Below are 18,623 nucleotides of genomic sequence, written 5' to 3' on the forward strand. Positions count from 1 at the left end.
GCAGAGATGACCGACCTATTTCCGAAAGTGGCTCGGCGACTTGCCGAAGTGGCGGCGGAAGCGATCGCTGAAAGCGGAGAGACTACTGTAACCCACCTCCTCGGCAATACGCTCCACACTAAACTCGCCGCGCTCGAGGAGACTCCAGGCGCGCTGCATACGCCGCTCAAGCTGATACTGGTGGGGCGTCATGCCGTAACTGCGCTTGAACAGCTCCGACAAACGGCGCGGGCTCAAGTGGGCAACGGCGGCCAGCCGGGCCAGTGGCAGCGGCTGCGCCAGGTGCTCGTCTATCCAAGCGCGCGCGGCCTGAACGCGGCGGTCAATGCACTGTTCACCGCCGTAGCGCTCGGTGAGCAGCTGCACCAACAGCAATAACATCTGCCGCTGGCCCTGACTGGAAGCGAAGCGGGATGATTCGAGCTCCGCCTGCAAAAAAGCGGCGTAGTGGCCGAGGGCCGCGTCCAGTGGAATAAATGCAGGCAGGCGCTCCAGCTCCGGGGCCAGTGCCGCCGGGATATCGGCGACGATAAAGCGGTTATCCTCGGCAGCCGCAGCAAAGGCATGCTCTGCGCCCGCCGCGATCAGCGCCCCCCGACCTCGATCAACACAGCCTTCCCGCCCGGCGATGCTGGTTTCCAGGGTGCCGGACACAGGCAACACCAATTGGTGATAGTCGTGCAAATGCCGCCGGGTTTCCCGGTCGTAACTGCGCAGGTCGAGTAACAAGTTGGCCTTTGACATCAGCGGATAATAGCACCTGCTCTAACCGTTAGCGCCGTCATTCCCTTTTGATGTAATCCGGCACCTCCGCCGACTCTACCATCTCTCCCACATGCTACGGCCGCGGCCGTTGCCCGCCCACTTAGCGGCGCATACCGGAGCATACCGGCAAGCCGCACTGGGGATACCACCGAAAATCGCTGTTGTTTGCAAAGTTCATTTGCAATAGAGAGGTGCGCAATGCTAAGCCGTTCATCCCTACTGAAAAACTCTTCGTTGAGCGCCCTGTTGATCGGCGGCGCAATGTTGCTCAGTCCCCTGTCTCACGCGGTCGACTACGGCTATCAGTTCCTGCGTCAGGGCACCACTTATCAGGACAGATACGCGGGCCAGGCTTGGTGGCGCCCCGAGGTTTCCGGAGGAACACCGCACATCAAAATCGTTTTGAGCGAGCAGAGAGCTTACTTTTATAAGGGCGGTCGCCTGGCCGGTGTATCCCCCGTTTCCACAGGTATGCCGGGGCATCGCACACCAACCGGGAATTTCCGTATCTCGGAGAAAAAGTACAGCCATCGCTCCAACCTCTACGGCCACTATGTCAGCCGTACCGGCTATGTGCTGAGAAGTAATGTGGATGTGCGCCGCCACCGCCGTCCTCCGGGTGCCGTTTTCCGCGGTGCATCAATGGACTTCATGATGCGCATCAATGGACCTATCACCATGCATGCGGGTCGCGTGCCGGGCTATCCGGCGTCTCACGGCTGCATCCGCCTGCCCTGGCATATGGCGAAAATTTTCTATCAGAACGCCACCGTGGGCACTCGGGTCACCGTAGTGCACTAGGGATCGGCGCACGGGCTTTACCCAGCCGAGCGAGCGGGCCACTGACAGAATAGAAACTTTAAACCGCCGGATACAAGGGACCGTATCCGGCGGCACTACGGGAAAAAACAGGTTGGTTTTCTCCCTATCATTTGAATACCCAGTATCCCGCCTGAATTATTTGCGGGTTTCTTTTTTTTCCGCCATACCCACAAAATAGTTGTGCGCCGCGCGGTTGACGTGCGGGGCCAACAGCAATGTGGATGTCATGGTTGGAATCGCCATGATCGCGTACATACCGATGATCAAACTGTTCACGGCATTGAGCGAGGCAACAGCGCCGATGGCGACCAATGCGAGATAGAAGGCGGTATAAAAGCGCTGCCAGCGGCCACCGAACAGAAAAACAAAACACTTCAAACCGTAATACCAGAAGGTGACGATGGTGCTGAATGCCAGCGGCAACACCATCATCAGCAACAGCAGCGGTCCCCAGTGGCCGAACACCTCGGAAAAGGCGCTGGCGGTCATCGTGACGCCTTCCACCCCCTCGGCATTCCGCCACACGCCGGTAAGCAGAATCACCAGTGCGGTACAGGTGCAGACCACCAGCGTATCCACAATCGGACCCACCATCGCCACCACGCCCTCGCGGATCGGCTCCCGGGTCTTGGCGGCACCGTGGGCCAGGGATTCTGTACCGATACCGGCCTCGTTGGAGAAGGCTCCACGGCTGATACCAGTGGCGATCACTGTACCCAGGGCACCACCGGCCACCGCCTGACCGGTGAACGCGTCGCTAACAATCTGTGCAAATACCGCCGGCACCTGCTGCCAGAAATAGCCGATCACGATCAGTGTCAGGGCCAGATAGAAGAGCACCATGCCCGGCACCAGACGCACGGTGAACCTGCCGATGCGCTCGATGCGCCCGGCGATAACCCCGGCGGCGGCCGCGGCCAGCACCAAGCCAACGGTGAAATCAAACAGCAGTGTATTGCCTTCGTCCACCCATCCCAGGGGCACGGCAAAGGATTCCCGCAACAGCTGCACTGTTTGATTGGACTGAAAGGAGGGCATCATGCCGCCCAGGCCGGCCAGGGCAAACAACACCGCCAGCGGCATCCACTTTTTGCCCAATCCCTCGCGGATCACATACATGGGGCCGCCCTGCAGTTCACCGCTGGCATCGCGCCCACGGAACATGACCGCCAGCGAGGCCGTATAAAATTTGGTGGCCACGCCGACCAGCGCGGTCACCCACATCCAGAAAATCGCCCCCGGCCCGCCAGTGCTGATGGCGATGGCCACGCCCGCGATATTGCCCAGCCCAAGGGTGCCGGAAAGCGCCGTGGACAACGCCTGCCGATGCGGCACCTGCCCCGGGTCTGCCGGATCGTCGTACTTGCCCCGCAAAAGTCCAATGCTGTGGCCCAGGTGGCGGTAGGGCCTGCCTCGGGACCAGATCAGCAAGGTCAGGCCGCCGCCGACCAGCAGAACCAGCAGCGGTGTCCCCCACACGAAGGCGGCGAAGGCGGAAAGAGCGGAATCAATAGCGGAGAGAAGGGACATCGCAGGCTCGGTTTCCGTAGTTGAAACCTGCCATACTGACGCTTTTCGCGACCCGCCGCAAACGGCGGCGGTGCCGTCACGCGGCGGTGGGCGGATGAAGAAGCAGAGCGGCAAGCCCGGGCATAGCGCCAATACTCGTTGCTATTCAGTGCGGGTTTCCGGTGTTCCAGAAGCCCCTACGGCCTTGATCAGTGGGCGGCGGCGAGGCGGGGCGTCCGACTGGCGCCGCACCAGGGTATAGTCCAGCAGCAACTGGCGGCATGCCTCTTCCCGGCCCGCGCGGCGCGCGCGTATTTTTTTCACCAGCAAATCCACGGCCGCGCGAGACATCTCGATAATCGGCTGGTGAATAGTGGTCAGCTCCGGCCAGATAGTGGTGGCCAGAGCCGTGTCGTCGAAACCGCACACACTCAGATCGCCGGGGACATCCAGGCCACAGCTGTGCGCCACGGCGACGGTTGCCGCGGCCATGTCATCGTTGCTGGCAAAAATAGCCGTGGGAATTTCTCCGAGGCTGAGCAGTTTCTCCGCTGCATCCAGGCCGGATCGGTAAGTAAAAAGCCCCTGGGCAACTAGTTCATCGGATGCTTCGAGCCCCGCCTCGCACAGGGCATCGCGATACCCCTGAAGACGGTGGCCACTCGCGACCTGGTTGGAGTCGCCGACAATAAAACCGATCCGCTTGTGGCCGAGGGAAATCAGGTGACGGGTCATAGCGTGGGCGGCGCGGTAATCATCGATACTCACCGCCGAAACATTTTTCTGCGGGCGGCTGGTGGCAATGGCCACCGCCGGCGTATCAGTTGTTTCGAGGACTTCCACCAAGCGCGGGGAATCGGATAGCGGTGGCGGCAGCAAAATTCCCTCGACACCGCGGGAGATCAGCCGGTAGGCCACCTCTTCAGCGTCCAGCTCCACATCGCACTTCTCAACAATCAGTTGCACATTGTAGCGGCTGGCCTGCTCAAGGCCGCCAACCAGCAGCTCGCTGAGGTAGGCGGCGCTGGGATTGCTGTACAGCAGGCCGAGATTGATCTGCTCCACACCGGCCAGGCTGCGCGCCGCGCGATTCGGCGTGTAACCGAGCGCCTGAATGGCAGCGTTGACCGCCTCCCTGGTTTTGGCCCTAACGTTGCTCTCGCCGTTGATGACACGCGAAACCGTCATCGGTGATACACCGGCCGCGCGGGCGACGTCGCTGATGGTTGGCGCGCTGCCGCGCTGTCGACGGGGCTGTCTCTGCTTCACTGACTTTCCACCGGCTGATAATCCTGTCACGGGATTGTATAACGCATCCCAGACCAACAAAAAAGCGCTCTCAGCCCGGGACGGCTTCGGCCAACTCGGCGGCACAATAGCCCTCGACAAAATCCTGGTGGGCAGGCAGAGGCGCCACCCCGCGTGCGATGGACGCCTTAAGTCCGCCGAGCAGCTGCGCCAACTGCGCCTCAGGCATCAGGCGGGTAAGCGGGTGGTAACCTTGCGGCTTCAGCCCCTGACCGAGCATCACCTGCACCCAGGAGTCCACCCGGAACAATTCCCCATCCCCCTGGTAAGCGTAGGCATTGTCGCGGAACAGTCGGATGCGCTGAGCCAGAGACTGCGGAATTTCCATATCCCGGCAGCGGCGCCAGAAGGCACTGCTTTCGCGCTCGTTCAAGTGGTAGTGGAGCACGATAAAATCGCGGATGGACTCCAGTTCCGTGCGCGTGAGCGCGTTGTAGTGATTGACCGTGGCATCAGCGATACCATCGAAGGGGAACAGCTGCATCAGGCGGGTGATGCCGGTGATGATCAGGTGAATACTGGTGGACTCCAGCGGCTCCACAAAGCCGCTGGCGAGGCCGAGCGCGATACAGTTTTTATTCCAGGCCCGCCGGCGTCTGCCGGTTTTGAAACGAATTACCTTAGGTTCGGTCAGAACCTCGCCCTCGATATTGGCGAGCAGCTGAGCTGCCGCCTCGTCGTCGGACAGATAATCGCTGCAGTAAACCAGCCCGTTGCCCACCCGGTACTGCAACGGAATGCGCCACTGCCAGCCGGCGCCGCGAGCCGTGGCCCGTGTGTAGGGTGGCGCCGGTCCGGTTACACGTGTTTGCACAGGTACGGCACTGTCAGACAAAAGCCAGTGGGACCAATCCTCATAGCCAGTCCCCAGCGCTTCCTCGATCAACAGTCCGCGAAAGCCGGTGCAGTCGATAAACAGATCGCCCTCGATACGGCGGCCATTATCCAACTGCAGAGCTTCAATAAAGCCGCTGTCGGCATTGCGCCCGACGCGGATAATCTTTCCCTCGACACGCCTGACTCCCAAGCGCTGGCTGAAATTGCGCAGGAATTTCGCGTAGGCCCCGGCATCCAGATGGTAGGCGTAATTGATTTCCGATTGTTCCGCAGTGGCAAATTTACCGGCCTCCGCCGCCTGCAACTCGCTGCAGAAATCGCCCAGCGCGAAATCCATTCCCAACGCCCGCGCCCGCAGCCAAAAATGGTGGAATTCGCACAGCCAGGAGCCCTGCCCGATGCGGCCGAAGGCGTGGATATAGCGGTCGCCCTCTCGCCCCCAATTTTCAAACGCGATGCCCAGTTTAAAGGTGGCGCCGGTCGCACGCATAAAGGCCCGCTCTTCGATACCCAGGAGCCGGTGAAAAACCCGCATTGGCGGAATACTGGCCTCACCAACGCCCACGGTTCCTATCGCCTCGGATTCCACCAGGGTAATATCCAGCAGTTCACCGAGTTTTTTGCTCAGGGCCGCAGCGGCGATCCAGCCTGCAGTGCCACCACCAGCGATTACGACTCTTGATATTTTATTGTTGTTTTTATCCATCTTTTTTCACCTGTTCAGCAAAAAAGCCGGTCCGTAAACACTCCCCCGTGCCGCCGCACGGGTTCGGTCCGGTGGCGCTGCCGTTATCGGTTCATTTTGTGCAGCAACATGGCGCGCAGCTGGCGTGCGCGATCTTCGTCCACGGGCCCCAAGACACCGCACGCCTTCTCCGGCAGGTGTTCCCGCGGCAAATCGCTGGTGCCGAAAATGTAGTAGTCGAAGATGTGCCTCCAGGCTTGCTTTTCCTGTTCCGGCCTGTCGCGCAAACTCAACAGGGCGTGATAAAGCGCGTTCATCGGTGTCCCCATATAGCCGGGCGCATCGCTCCACCAATAGTTAATCAGCACATTGAACGGCGACAGTGCCTCTACTTGGTGCCACCAGAGGCTCGGGTAAAACACCGCGTCCCCCGGCTCCAGTTCTGCCACCTGTGCCGCCGCCAGTGCATCGCGGAAGCGGGGGAATTTTTCAAAATCCGGGTTGGCGAAATCCACCATGCTCACCGCCTGGCCGCCGGGAGTCAGATCCAGCGGTCCCGGGTACAGATTGGCGATCTGTTCGGGGGGAAACAAAGTGAAGCGTCGCCGCCCCACGGCACAGCAGGCGAGATTGTTGGGCGCGTCGTAGTGGGCGGAGGCAATTGAAGGATTGCCGATCCAGATACTGGTCAGCGGCCGACTTCCGGCAAACATTTCGCTGTCGAAGCTGAGATCATTGCGCGCCCGCAGGCCTGGAAGGCAGGCATCCAGAGTGGTGGAGCCGACATAAATGGAAGGGGGACTCGTGTTGTCCAGGTGACGCGCTATGTCATCCAACACTTGGTCCAGAGGCAAGCGCTCGCAGCGGAAGTTCAGCCCACTGAGATCGTCTTTGTAAAAATAGCGTCCGCCGATTTCCGGAGATCCCAGATAAGCTCCCACGGTGCGGCCGTTGTAAAAGGATTTGAGATAAGCGATGGCCTCTGACGCGGAACGCCGACCGGCTTGCACCAGCTCCCAGCTGCCCGCCAGCCCCTTCAATACCACCGGTTCGGCTGCCGCGATTAATTCGCGCCAGGGAATGGTATCCGGCCGCAGACCTTCAATTACTTTGGTTTTTCTTTCGACGATTGCCATTGTTATCTTTCTTGTGTCGGCAGTATCTGTCGCCGGGTCAGCCACCGCTTGTCCGGCCAATGATTTTCCGCCGTTTCATCTCAATCAGTTTTTTGACATTGTTCAGAGAGGCCCGCAGTAAAAAGGCGCCTCCCAGAAAGCCCGCGCGGTTGAGTTCTTCCAATGCATCCCCGCGCAGTTCCGCGAGTTTCTCATCGGCAATGGTAAAGTAACCCTGCAAATCGTAGTGTTGGTCCCGGTGTATTTCTATCTGGATATTCACCGGCTCTATCAAACCCAGGGACTCGAGGGCTGCGTACATGGTTTTACTCACTGTGACGCCCTGGTGAATAGCGCGCAGAATCGCGGCAATTCGCTCCAGGTAAGGGCTATTGCCGCCGTAGGGCAGAAAAACTGGCTCGCCCTCTTCACCGCCGTCGCGAATACGCGGGCTGTTCATATCCACGTGAATCACCGGTTCACGCAGCAGCTCTCCATCCCGCTCCCATTGCTGAAATCCGATCATAAAGGGCCCACGGGCGATCACACCGGGAATATAACTCGCCTGCCAGCGGTCTCCTTCGAGAAACAGATTTTCCCCGACATCAAAACCCAACAGTGCCAGCGCCTGATAGCCGCCTTCTTTCTCTTTGCGCAGCAGTATCGGATACTCCCGCTGCACATCACCAAACTCCGGGGGAAAGACCGGTACCAGGTTGACGCTATCTCCGAACGCTTTGCCGCTGCGAGTAATCACCCGCAGGTTTTTGTGCGTAACATTGTCCAACAGAACGGGATCGCTCAATTCCTTCACCGCAGTTATCCTGAAGGTTCCCAAGGAACCTCTGATTAATTCGCGTGAACACTATGGTAGCTTCCGGGGCGCTCAGGCAATAGGGCCATCAAAAAAATGGCCGCTGCAAACAGCGGCTCAACAACAACAATAAAGCTACCTCACAGTGACGATACAAACGCAAGGAAACACATGACGCAGAAAAATCCGCCGCTCCGGCAGAGCCGGAACGGCGTCCCCCCAAAACCTTAGAAGGTATAGCGGGCACCCAACTGATAACGCGCGCCCAGATCTTCGAGGTACCACAGCTGGCCATCGGAACGACCGTAATAACGGACATTTTCCTCCGTCAGATTGAGGCCCTCGAAGAAAACATCCAGATTTTCGTTAACCTCATAGCTCACGTTGAGATCCACTTGGCTGTATGCCTCAACGAATATGGGGTTGCGGGAATTTCCCTTGTTGACTTCGTTCAGGTATGAGTCGCGCCAGTTGTAGGCGAGGCGTGCCTGGAAACCGTAGTTTTCGTAGATGGCCACCAAGTTGGCGGTATCGGACAGCCCCGGCAACGCAAACTGGGACACGCCGGGGTCAGACAACACGTCAAAGCCCACGTCTCCGCGCACCACCGTATAGTTAGCCTGTAAGCCGAACCCCGTGTCGCCAAAGAAGTGCTGAGCGGCAAACTCGAATCCGTAGATCTTCGCCTCCTTGTTGTTGTCTGGCTTAGAGGTGCGGAAGATCATCAGCGGATCGTCATCGTTGGGCGCCAGATCGTAGGCGGTGGCCACATCGACGGCAAACTGGGCATCGTCAGTGTAGTCATCCGCGCCGTTGGGGAAGGCGTCCGGGTTTTCCATCACCGCCATCATCACAAACAGCGAAGTGTCATTGACGGCGAAGCCGCGATCCATCAGCGCCTGCGCCGCAGCTTCGACACGCGGACCGTTAGTGACGTCACGCATACCGAAGTGGTTCTCTTCCACCTGCGCGGTGCCGATAAAGTTATCCACCCGCTTTTCGAAGAATCCGGCGGAAACATAACTGGAGTCGCTGTAGTACCACTCCAGGGAAAGATCCAGATTGTCGGATTCCAAAGGCAAGAGCGCGGGATTGGAGGAAACGGCGGTCGGTGTGGTGCCGTTATAGGTGGAACCCACGGTACCGAAGCTGCCCACCGACGGTGAGAGATTGCTGTAGCCTGCGCGGGCGATAGTTTTGCTGTAGGAGAAACGGCCTTTCAGGTCGTCGCGCAGATCAATAGAAAAGTCCAGACTGGGCAGCAGGTGATCGTAGCTGGCATCGGCGCTAATCAGCTCGGCGTCGCCATCCGCGTATACAGTCATAAAATCGTTGTTGTCCTGCCACAGCAGATACAGTGGTATCTGTTGCAGAGAGGAGGACTTCACATCGGTGGTCTCGTAACGCACGCCGGCGAGCAAGTTGGTCGGCAGACCGGCCAGCTGACCATCCATCGACACCTGGAAATAGACTGCGGTGGTATCTTCCTCCACCCGGTTGTTGGTGGTGAAGGCCGGATCGTAGGCACATTGATAGTCGTTTTCCGCCGTGGCGTAGATGCTCATGGACCAATTGCAAAGCGCCACGGGATCGCCGCGGAAACCGGTGGAGAGGGCTCCGGACATATTGTAGTCGTCATATCGGCCGGTGAGACTGAATGCATCCCAGAGCCCCTCGGGTATCTCGCCCGGGTTGGCGATCCCCCAGTCCCCCAGCCCCATGTAGCGACTGGAGCTCTGCTGGCGCATATCCACCGCCATGGACTCCACGCCAAAGTCAAAGCGGCCGTCGTCAAATTCCAGCGAACCGTCCAGTTTGACTTGCGTTATATCGGTGGTCTGTCCCGCGTACCATACGCGGCCCACCTGAGTGCCGAAATCGCCCGCATCGAAGACGCCATTGTTATTGCCGCGGCTTGAGTCGTCGAAGGTCACATCGGCAACGGGCAGGTCGCTGCCGAAATTCACCACCTGGGAAGTCAGTATCGGCGCGGCAATAGACATGGCAATCTCACCACTATTACCGGGACCGCTGGGCAGGCTCTCCATACTGGAGTCGTGCATATCGAAGCGCAGGCTCAGTGTCTCGTTGACATTCCAGTCCGCATTGAAGCCAATAGACTCCAGAGTGTTAGTCTGCTCGCGCCACTGCTGCTCAAAGCCCGCGTCCTTGCCACTTAACACCTCGGAGTAAATCACCGGCGTGGCAACCGCGGAATCATCGAACACAACATGGTCGACACTGTCACCATTCGCGAACCAGAAAGTCTGCTCGCTGCGGTGCTCCTGCAGGTAGTTCTCGGCATAGGTGTAGTCGCCGGTCAGCGTCAGGGAGTCCATCGGGCGAAACTGTAATGTCAGCTGTCCGTTGGTGCGTTCGCGGTGGCGGTCCGACCAGGCGTAGCGCAAATCGTTGGGCCGCGCGTACAGCTGGCCCTCGTCGGGCGCATTCTCGATCACCGCGTCACCGGTGAAGGAATAGAGTTCATCCTCGCCCCAGGTGCCGATATTCCAGTCGTTGACGGCCGCGTTGGCGGCGCCGGAATCGCGCTCCTGGAAGCTGCCGCTCAAAGCCACACCGAACCGCTCGCTGCTGTCCGTCCAACTGAAAATGCCGGAGACCTCGGGCGTGAAGTCATCACCCACCAAGTTGGTGGTGTCATTGACCACCTTGCCGCCAATACTCATTTGCATGCCGGGGTTGTCCAGCGGCTTGGCGGTATCGATATTCACCGTGGCGCCTATCCCACCGCTGGTAATGGCGGACCGGCTGGTCTTGTAGACCTGTACACTACTGACGCTCTCGGAGGCGAGATTGGCAAAGTCAAAGGCGCGGGTGCCACCACCGCGCGTGCCACCGGCCCCGCTTCCACCGCCGTATGCGATGCCGCCGGGCAGAGTGCGGCCGTTGAGGGTCACCATGTTGTAACTGCCTGTGAAACCGCGCACGGTGATCTCGGAGCCCTCACCGTTCACCCGGTTGATGGAAACCCCGGTAATCCGCTGCAGAGATTCGGCCAGATTGGTATCGGGAAACTTACCGATGTCTTCGGAAGATATGGCGTCGACAACACCCGAGGCGTCGCGCTTGATATCCATCGAGCGCTGCAGAGATGCGCGGATACCGGTGACCGTTACTTCTTCCAGCACACCCGGCGATTCCTGCGCCACCAGTGGCTGACTACAGGCCACTGCCGCCATCACCATAATGGCTTCGGATAGTTTTTTCTTTTTATACATAAGGTCTCCCCTCATCGGACTGACCCGCCGAAGCAACATTCGACAGCGCACCTCCGAGAGTGCTCAGCGGCTTTGGTTATTGATTATTGTGACTTTTTATAACTTTATGATACCGCTACCATAAATAGGTTTAAGTAGATAACCGGTATATGTCAAGCACTTTCCTGCAACAGGTACAGCCGTCTAATTCTGTGTGTTAGCGCTCAATTGCCCGCGCCCCGAGGGAATTGAAGTGCGCGGTACGCCTCCAGAGGGCGGGCAGGTTCGCGTGCGCCAGCGGGCAGCGGGCGCCCGGAAACCGCACGGAAATAGGCGATACTGGCGTCCCGCCACCAGCGCGCCTCGCGCTTCTGGATTTCCAGGAAGCGCGCCGTTTTGTAAAAGCGCTCCGCATCCACAAAGGATTCCAGGCCCGCCCAGGTCTCCGCCATGGCCCGCACCTCGGCCACGCCGCGGTCGTAGCGGTGCACCAGTTCTGCCCAGAGGTCGCGGCCGGAGGCCATGGGGTAATCCCACGGCAGGTGGTGGAACCAAAGCAGATAGTCTTCGGGCACAGCGTTGCGGTTACCGAAGCGCCGCGCCAGAGGCGGTGCATACTGCGACACCGCGCCAGTGCCCTCTGCTGTGCGATCGAAACCAATACCCTCGCGATCGGCGCGGTGATAGTAGACGGGGTTCCATTCCGGGCGGGCCAGATGATCCACCCAAGGTGCCGGGCCGTAGTGGTGATCCGTGCCCATCAGGTGTGCCAGCCCCAGGGGTGTCATATAGTCCACTGCCGCCTGGCGCGAGCGCAGCATCATGCCCGCAGCGGGAGCAACGAAGCGCTTGTTGGCGGTGAATGTCATCCGCAGCCACTCTTCGGCGATACTGCGTGCGGAAAGATCCGGGTTCCAGGCCAGGCGCCCGAAGGCGTACCAGTTGGCCTGATTGAAAATGGAGCCGCTCCAGTCCCGATCAGTGCCGATATTGGCCACGCCGGCGATGCCGGTCCGCCGGTAGCCGTGCAAACTGCCGTCTATCACGCTGGCAACCACCGCACCCTCCCCACAACGCCCGGAGGACCCGGCACAGGTATCCGCATCCAGCACCTCTTCGAACAGTGTCCCCAGATACACCAGGTGAGTGTCGAACCCCAGATATTCCTTGGTGATCTGTAATTCCAGCATCAAGTTGGTAGCCGGCATGGCGCCGAACAGTGGATGAAAAGGTTCGCGGGGCTGGAAGTCGATGGGGCCGTTTTTTACCTGCAGAATCACATTGTCCGCAAAGCGGCCATCCAGGGGCTTGAATTCGCTATAAGCCTGCTTAGCCCTGTCCTCGGGATTGGTGTCCGAATAGACGAAGGCCCGCCACATCACCGCCCCGCCGTAGGGGCGCAGTGCCTCGGCCAACATATTGGCTCCATCGGCGTGACTGCGGCCGTAGTCCTGGGGCCCCGGCTGTCCCTCGGAGTTGGCCTTGACCAGGAAACCGCCGAAATCGGGAATGGCCGCATGGATTTCCGCTGCCTTGGCTTTCCACCAGGCGCGTACCGCCGGTTCCAGCGGATCGGCGGTGTCAAGACCGCCGATTTCCACCGGGGCACTGAATCGGGCGGAGAGGTAGACGCGGATGCCGTAGGGGCGAAATACGTCCGCCAGGGCGGCGGCCTTGGCGATATAGCGGGAGGTCAGACTGTCGGCGCTGGCATTGACATTGTTCAGCACTGTGCCGTTGATACCGATGGAGGCGTTGGCGCGAGCGTAGTCGGTATAGCGCGGATCCAGGTAGTCCGGCAGTCGCCACCAGTCCCACAGGGACTGGCCGGCGTAGCCGCGCTCGACGCTTCTGTCCAGATTGTCCCAATGATTCAACAGGCGCAGCTGTATCCGTGGACGACTGACAATATCCAGATTCGCAAGGGCGGTGCGGGTTTGCAGCAGACGCAGGAAGTGAAATGTCCCGTAGAGCACACCGATATCGCTATTGGCGGCGATCACGATAGCCGCCCCGCGATCAGTGTCGACGCGGCGGATCAGGTAGCCCTCCTCTCCCAGGGGTTTCAGCGGCAATTTAAGGTCCGCAATCCGTGCCGAGGTTTCCGGCGTCCCCAGCAGCAATGCCCCTTCTCCGGCTTCGCGCGCGCTCGCCGGCACCGCGCCGAGCAAGCCCTCCAACCCCCGCAGAAGTTCCCCGCGCGCCGCGCGCAATGTCGGCGAGCCCGATTGCGGCACCACCAGGCTGCGCACCGCCTCGCGATAGGTGGAGCGCCATTCCGCTTCCAGCGGCCGGTAGCGCAACCAGAGTTCGTAGCCGTCCTCGGCGCGCAAACATTGTGGAATCACCAGAGCCAACAGCAGTGCCGTGCGGCACGCCCGCAGAGCCAAAGGTTGCATCGCTGCCCCCCTCGTTATTGTTATTTGTTCAGCCACGGCATAAACCGGGCGCTCCGAACCAGTCGCGCGGTCCCGGCACGGGCTTTGACAAAAAGCCGCGCTGAATTATTATGGTAGCGCTATCATAAATTGGAAAACAACAATAATGACAGGAGGTGGGAGAGTGAGATTCCTGAGCATAGGATCCCGGCTGCAGAGCGCGCTCGGTGCCGGCACATGTCTGGCCATTTTGATTTCCTGCGGCGGCGAACCCGCCGCGCCGCACTACCGTGACCCGGGTGCGCCAGTGGAGGCGCGAGTGGAGGATCTGCTTGCGCGCATGACACTGGAAGAAAAGGTGGCCCAGCTCACCACCCTGTGGGAGGACAAGGCGCACATCGTCGACCAGGATCTCAACTTCGACCCCGCCAAAGCCCGCGACCGCTACCCCCACGGTTTCGGCCAGATCGCCCGTCCGTCCGACTACCGCGGCGCGCCTCCCGGAGCCCCCCGCTGGCGCAGCCCGCGCAACACAGTGTCATTTATCAACGCAGTTCAGAAATACGCGACGGAAGAGACCCGCCTGGGGATTCCGGTGCTTTTCCACGCCGAGGCTCTGCACGGCTTCGCCACCCGGGACGCCACCAGCTTTCCCCAGGCCATCGCGCTGGCCAGCAGCTGGGACACCGACCTGGTGCGCAGGGTGAACAAGGTGATCGCCCGTGAGGTGCGCGCCCGCGGCGTGCCGCTGGTACTGTCGCCGGTGGTGGATATCGCCCGCGATCCGCGCTGGGGGCGCATCGAGGAGACCTTCGGCGAGGACCCGTACCTGGTCGGCGAGATGGGCGTGGCCGCAGTGGAAGGACTGCAAGGGAAAAGTCTGCCGCTGGGCCCGGAACAGGTGTTCGCCACACTCAAACATATGACCGGCCACGGTCAGCCGGAAAGCGGCATCAATGTCGGTATCGCCCCTTTTGGTGAGCGCACACTGCGCGAGTATTTCTTCCCGCCTTTCGAGCAGGTCGTGAAACGCACCCAGCTCGGTGCACTGATGGCTTCCTACAACGAAATCGACGGTGTGCCCAGCCACGTCAACAAGTGGATGCTGAACGACGTGCTGCGGAAAGAGTGGGGTTTTGAGGGCGCCGTGGTCAGCGACTACGAAGCGGTGACTCAGCTGGTTGACCTGCACCAGCTGATGCCGGACCTGGAGTCCGCCGCCCTCGCCGCCCTCGACGCGGGTGTCGACACAGAACTGCCGGACCCCCGCGCCTATCCCACCCTGGCCGACGCGGTGCGCGCGGGCCACCTTCCCGAGGCGCGGCTGGACAACGCCGTGCGGCGGATGCTACGCCTGAAGTTCAACGCCGGCCTGTTCGAAAACCCCTACGCCGACGCGGACACCGCCGAGGCACTGATCGACGATCCAGCGGCGCGCGAACTGGCACTCGAGGCCGCGCGCAAATCCCTGGTACTACTGAAGAACGACGGCACCCTGCCCCTGGATGAAAAGGCGATTGGCACCCTCGCGGTCATAGGCCCCAATGCCGCCGTGGCACGCCTGGGCGGCTATTCCGGCCTACCGCGTCACAAGGTCAGTCTGCTCGACGGCATTCGCGCCCGCTTCAACGGGGAAGTGCGCTACGCCGAGGGCGTGCGCATCACGGAAAACGACGACTGGTGGGCGGATGAGGTCCAGCTCGCCGACCGCGCGGAAAATCTGCGGCGCATTAAAGACGCGGTCAAAGTGGCGCAAGGCGCCGATGCCATAGTGCTCGCCCTCGGCGACACAGAGCAGACCAGCCGCGAGGCCTGGGCGGAAAACCACCTGGGAGACAGATCCAGCCTGCGCCTGGTGGGTGAGCAGGAAGAACTGGCTCAAGCGCTTTTCGCCCTTGGCAAGCCGGTGATCGTGGTGTTAATCAACGGTCGCCCGCCGGCACTGGAAGCCATCGCGGCAGGTGCCAGCGGATTGATCGAAGCTTGGTATCCGGGTCAGGAGGGGGGCACCGCGCTGGCCGAAGCCCTGTTCGGCGATATCAATCCCGGCGGCAAGCTGCCGCTGACCTTCGCACGCAACGCGGGCCAGCTGCCCCTTTACTACAACCACAAACCCAGCGCGCGGCGCGGTTACCTATTCGACGATGAGACCCCGCTATTTCCCTTCGGTTTCGGGCTCAGCTACACCGACTTTGAGATTGGCGCACCACAGCTTTCCGCACCCACTATCGCGGCGGGGGGGGAAGTTCGCGTCTCCGTTGAAGTACGCAATATCGGAGAGCGCGCCGGCGATGAAGTCGTGCAGCTCTATATCCGCGACAAGGTTTCCTCGGTGACCCGTCCAGTGAAGGAATTGCGTGGATTCAGGCGCCTTTCCCTACAACCGGGCGAAACACAAGTAGTGGAATTCACCCTGGATTCGGAAGACCTGTCCCTGTGGAACAGCGCCATGCAAAGGGTGTTGGAACCCGGCGAGTTCGACATTATGGCCGGCCCCAATTCCGTTGACCTGCAAACCGTGACTCTGACCGTCGAAAGCTAACCGCCCGCGGAAAAGGCCCGGCGCTGTTCTTTTTCCGAACCCGACCGGGCATCTGCAACGCGCGTCTGCGCGCTGTAGTGGGATCGCCGGCGCTCAGCGGTATGTGGCGCTTGTTTAGTCGTGAAATTTCGAGGCGCAGTGGCCAACCCATCAGGGCAATGTGAAGATGGTACCGCTGCCGGCGATGACAACGGCAGCGGCAAACTCTGAATACCTTCGCGGATTGAACAGTATGAAAAGATCAATAAAGCATGACCGCTTGAACCTGCCCTGGCGGCGCAATTGCGCCGGCATCATCCGCACCCGCGGACTGACCGCCCTATTGGCGGCGCTACTTGTGGGTCAGGCCTACGGACACAGCGATGCCCAGCCGGAAATTTACAAACTGCAAAACAGTAAACTGAGCTACAGCTTTACACCGCAGATCGGCGGCCGCGGCCTGGCATTTTCTGCGGCGGGAGAGAAAAACCTGCTCAAAGTCGGTACCGCGGTCCAGGAACAGCCGAACCCGGACATATCCCCGCAGGCGGGCTTTATCCCCTATCAGGGCCATATTATCTGGCCCGGTCCCCAGGCCGACTGGTGGAAGCAACAGGAGGTAAACCCGCAGCGCCGCGCGGCCGGCGCCGTTTGGCCACCGGACCCCTTCACTGTGCTAAACGATTACGAGTTGACGGCAGTCTCTGACAAGTCGGCGACAATTGTCTCTCCGGTAAGTCCTGTCACCGGCCTGCAACTCACCAAAGAGTTCACGCTCAAAGACGACGTCCTGCTGCATCGTGTTACCGCCGTCAACCGGCGCGAGACACCGGTCAAATGGGATATCTGGTTCAACACCCGCGTATCGCCGGAAACCCGTGTCTACGTTCCGATAGCGGACTTTTCCCGCGACCTGCGCCTGGAAAAATTCCCGGAAATGACAACTGAGGTAAAAGCGGATGCGGAAAAACAGCGGCTAGGGCTGTTCGGTTTCGCCCGTGGCGAAAACATCAAGGCAAAAGCTTTTATCGAACCCTCCGCTGGCTGGATCGCAGCCTTCACCCAAGGACAGCTGTTCGTGATTGAATTTCCGCGGCAGGCACGCGACTCAATCCACCCGGATCAGGGCCAGGTGGAACTGTATCTGGAACAGGATCCGCAGAACCCCGACGCCGGTGTGCTGGAACTGGAAGTGCACGCACCCTATCGCGAACTGGCACCAGGGGAATCCATGTCGGCAACGGAGACATGGCGTGCGCTGACCTATACAGGAAAAAACTCTGTCGAAGCTCACCTGCGGGCACTGCGGGAGCTCGGACTCCAGGGGGTCAGCTCGCCACAATAAGTCTCTCTCCGGTTGTTGGACGGGCCGCCGAGGAGGCCCGTTTCAACAACCGGCTGTCACCGGCTCCATAAAGCTACAGGCGATTGATTCATGCCGAAAATTACCAATGCCCGTGTGATCGTCACCTGTCCCGGGCGCAACTTCGTCACCTTGAAAATTGAGACGGATAGCGGCGTCCACGGCGTCGGCGACGCCACGCTGAACGGGCGCGAGCTGGCGGTGACCAGCTACCTGGAAGACCATGTGATCCCCTGCCTGATCGGCCGCGACGCTCACCGCATTGAGGACACCTGGCAGTTTCTCTACCGCGGCGCGTACTGGCGCCGGGGCCCGGTCACCATGGCCGCCATTGCCGCGGTGGATGTGGCGCTCTGGGACATAAAAGCGAAGGTCGCCGGCCTGCCCCTCTACCAGTTGCTCGGTGGCGCCAGCCGCCGGGGCTGTATGGTCTACGGCCACGCCAACGGTGACACCATTGAAGAAACTCTGCGGGAAGCCCGGCGTTATATGGACCTCGGCTACCGCGCCGTGCGCCTACAGTCCGGTGTACCCGGCCTCAAGTCCACCTATGGCGTCTCCAAGGACAAGGACTTCTACGAGCCCGCGGACGCGGACCTGCCTACGGAAAATCGATGGTCCACGGAAAGCTACTTGCGCAGCACGCCGGAACTCTTCGCCGCCGCGCGAAAACATCTGGGCTGGGATATCCACCTTCTGCACGACGTCCACCACCGCCTCACCCCCATAGAGGCCGCGCGCCTCGCCAAGGACCTGGAGCCCTACCGCCTGTTCTGGCTAGAGGATGCAGTGACAGCGGAAAACCAGACCAACTTTCGCCTGATACGCGGCCACAGTACAACGCCGCTGGCGGTGGGCGAGGTATTCAATACCATCTGGGACTGCAAGCAGCTGATCGAAGAACAGCTGATCGACTATATTCGCGCGACTGTGCTGCATGCTGGCGGCATCACCCACCTCCGGCGCATCGCGGCCCTGGCGGAGCTGTACAAGGTGCGCACCGGCTGCCACGGCGCCACCGACCTTTCCCCGATTACCATGGCCGCGGCGCTGCATCTGGGCCTTGCGATCCCCAATTTCGGTATCCAGGAATATATGCGTCACACCGCCGATACTGATGCTGTCTTCCCCCACAACTACCGCTTTGCCGACGGTTATCTGCACCCGGGTGACGCGCCGGGGCTGGGTGTGGATATCGATGAATCACTTGCGCAAAAGTTTCCCTATAAACGCGCTTATCTGCCGGTAAACCGCCTGGAGGACGGCACACTCCACGATTCGTAGAGGA

At 60.4% G+C, this 18,623-nt stretch carries 12 protein-coding genes; 4 read left to right on the top strand and 8 right to left on the bottom strand.

The features are described from left to right. Positions 1-15: 15 nt before the first annotated feature. On the bottom strand, positions 16-744 hold the full coding sequence (locus A3224_RS13165; protein WP_067155529.1) for an AraC family transcriptional regulator: 729 nt from the start codon (positions 742-744) through the stop codon (positions 16-18). Between the two features lie 219 nt (positions 745-963). Between A3224_RS13165 and A3224_RS13170 the strand changes: the two genes are divergently transcribed. Next, positions 964-1,566 (top strand): L,D-transpeptidase family protein, encoded by a 603-nt coding sequence (locus A3224_RS13170; protein ID WP_231902392.1) that lies wholly within the window; start codon positions 964-966, stop codon positions 1,564-1,566. A gap of 156 nt (positions 1,567-1,722) precedes the next feature. Here A3224_RS13170 and A3224_RS13175 read toward each other — a convergent pair whose 3' ends face one another. The 7 genes from A3224_RS13175 to A3224_RS13205 form a co-directional block, all read right to left on the bottom strand. Beyond that, positions 1,723-3,117, bottom strand: a complete 1,395-nt coding sequence (locus A3224_RS13175; RefSeq protein WP_067155532.1) for an alanine/glycine:cation symporter family protein — start codon at positions 3,115-3,117, stop codon at positions 1,723-1,725. Positions 3,118-3,258: 141 nt separating this feature from the next. Then, on the bottom strand, positions 3,259-4,365 hold the full coding sequence (locus A3224_RS13180) for a LacI family DNA-binding transcriptional regulator (protein ID WP_067155534.1): 1,107 nt from the start codon (positions 4,363-4,365) through the stop codon (positions 3,259-3,261). A 70-nt stretch (positions 4,366-4,435) separates the two neighbouring features. Beyond that, positions 4,436-5,947, bottom strand: coding sequence for a tryptophan halogenase family protein (locus A3224_RS13185; protein ID WP_067155536.1), 1,512 nt, complete (start codon positions 5,945-5,947; stop codon positions 4,436-4,438). 83 nt (positions 5,948-6,030) lie between these two features. After that, the gene (locus A3224_RS13190) at positions 6,031-7,062 is read right to left on the bottom strand and encodes a cupin-like domain-containing protein (RefSeq protein ID WP_067155538.1); all 1,032 of its coding nucleotides are present in this window, start codon (positions 7,060-7,062) and stop codon (positions 6,031-6,033) included. Between the two features lie 37 nt (positions 7,063-7,099). Continuing rightward, positions 7,100-7,855, bottom strand: coding sequence for a SapC family protein (locus tag A3224_RS13195; protein WP_231902393.1), 756 nt, complete (start codon positions 7,853-7,855; stop codon positions 7,100-7,102). Between the two features lie 227 nt (positions 7,856-8,082). Beyond that, positions 8,083-11,094 (bottom strand): TonB-dependent receptor, encoded by a 3,012-nt coding sequence (locus tag A3224_RS13200; protein WP_082817529.1) that lies wholly within the window; start codon positions 11,092-11,094, stop codon positions 8,083-8,085. Positions 11,095-11,297: 203 nt separating this feature from the next. After that, complete coding sequence (locus A3224_RS13205; protein WP_156481489.1) at positions 11,298-13,472, bottom strand: alpha-glucuronidase family glycosyl hydrolase; 2,175 nt, start codon at positions 13,470-13,472, stop codon at positions 11,298-11,300. A gap of 163 nt (positions 13,473-13,635) precedes the next feature. On the opposite strand from A3224_RS13205, the gene A3224_RS13210 reads away from it, so the two are divergent. The 3 genes from A3224_RS13210 (at position 13,636) to manD (ending at position 18,619) form a co-directional block, all read left to right on the top strand. Continuing rightward, positions 13,636-15,993: a glycoside hydrolase family 3 N-terminal domain-containing protein gene (locus tag A3224_RS13210; protein WP_197462990.1), complete on the top strand. Its 2,358-nt coding sequence runs from the start codon at positions 13,636-13,638 to the stop codon at positions 15,991-15,993. Between the two features lie 232 nt (positions 15,994-16,225). Beyond that, positions 16,226-17,317 carry a DUF4380 domain-containing protein gene (locus A3224_RS13215; RefSeq protein ID WP_197462991.1) on the top strand — a complete coding sequence of 364 codons (1,092 nt, stop codon included), beginning with the start codon at positions 16,226-16,228 and terminating at the stop codon, positions 17,315-17,317. 90 nt (positions 17,318-17,407) lie between these two features. Further along, positions 17,408-18,619 carry a D-mannonate dehydratase ManD gene (manD, locus tag A3224_RS13220; protein ID WP_067155550.1) on the top strand — a complete coding sequence of 404 codons (1,212 nt, stop codon included), beginning with the start codon at positions 17,408-17,410 and terminating at the stop codon, positions 18,617-18,619. Positions 18,620-18,623 lie beyond the last annotated feature (4 nt).

Origin of the sequence: Microbulbifer thermotolerans, from assembly GCF_001617625.1 — a bacterium.
Taxonomy (GTDB): domain Bacteria; phylum Pseudomonadota; class Gammaproteobacteria; order Pseudomonadales; family Cellvibrionaceae; genus Microbulbifer; species Microbulbifer thermotolerans.

Coding starts and splice junctions, on each gene's coding strand:
- A3224_RS13185 (WP_067155536.1), bottom strand. CDS start 5,947: ATGGATAAAAACAACAATAAAATATCAAGAGTCGTAATCGCTGGTGGT.
- A3224_RS13205 (WP_156481489.1), bottom strand. CDS start 13,472: ATGCAACCTTTGGCTCTGCGGGCGTGCCGCACGGCACTGCTGTTGGCT.
- A3224_RS13165 (WP_067155529.1), bottom strand. CDS start 744: ATGTCAAAGGCCAACTTGTTACTCGACCTGCGCAGTTACGACCGGGAA.
- A3224_RS13200 (WP_082817529.1), bottom strand. CDS start 11,094: ATGTATAAAAAGAAAAAACTATCCGAAGCCATTATGGTGATGGCGGCA.
- A3224_RS13215 (WP_197462991.1), top strand. CDS start 16,226: ATGAAAAGATCAATAAAGCATGACCGCTTGAACCTGCCCTGGCGGCGC.
- A3224_RS13170 (WP_231902392.1), top strand. CDS start 964: ATGCTAAGCCGTTCATCCCTACTGAAAAACTCTTCGTTGAGCGCCCTG.
- A3224_RS13190 (WP_067155538.1), bottom strand. CDS start 7,062: ATGGCAATCGTCGAAAGAAAAACCAAAGTAATTGAAGGTCTGCGGCCG.
- manD (WP_067155550.1), top strand. CDS start 17,408: ATGCCGAAAATTACCAATGCCCGTGTGATCGTCACCTGTCCCGGGCGC.
- A3224_RS13175 (WP_067155532.1), bottom strand. CDS start 3,117: ATGTCCCTTCTCTCCGCTATTGATTCCGCTCTTTCCGCCTTCGCCGCC.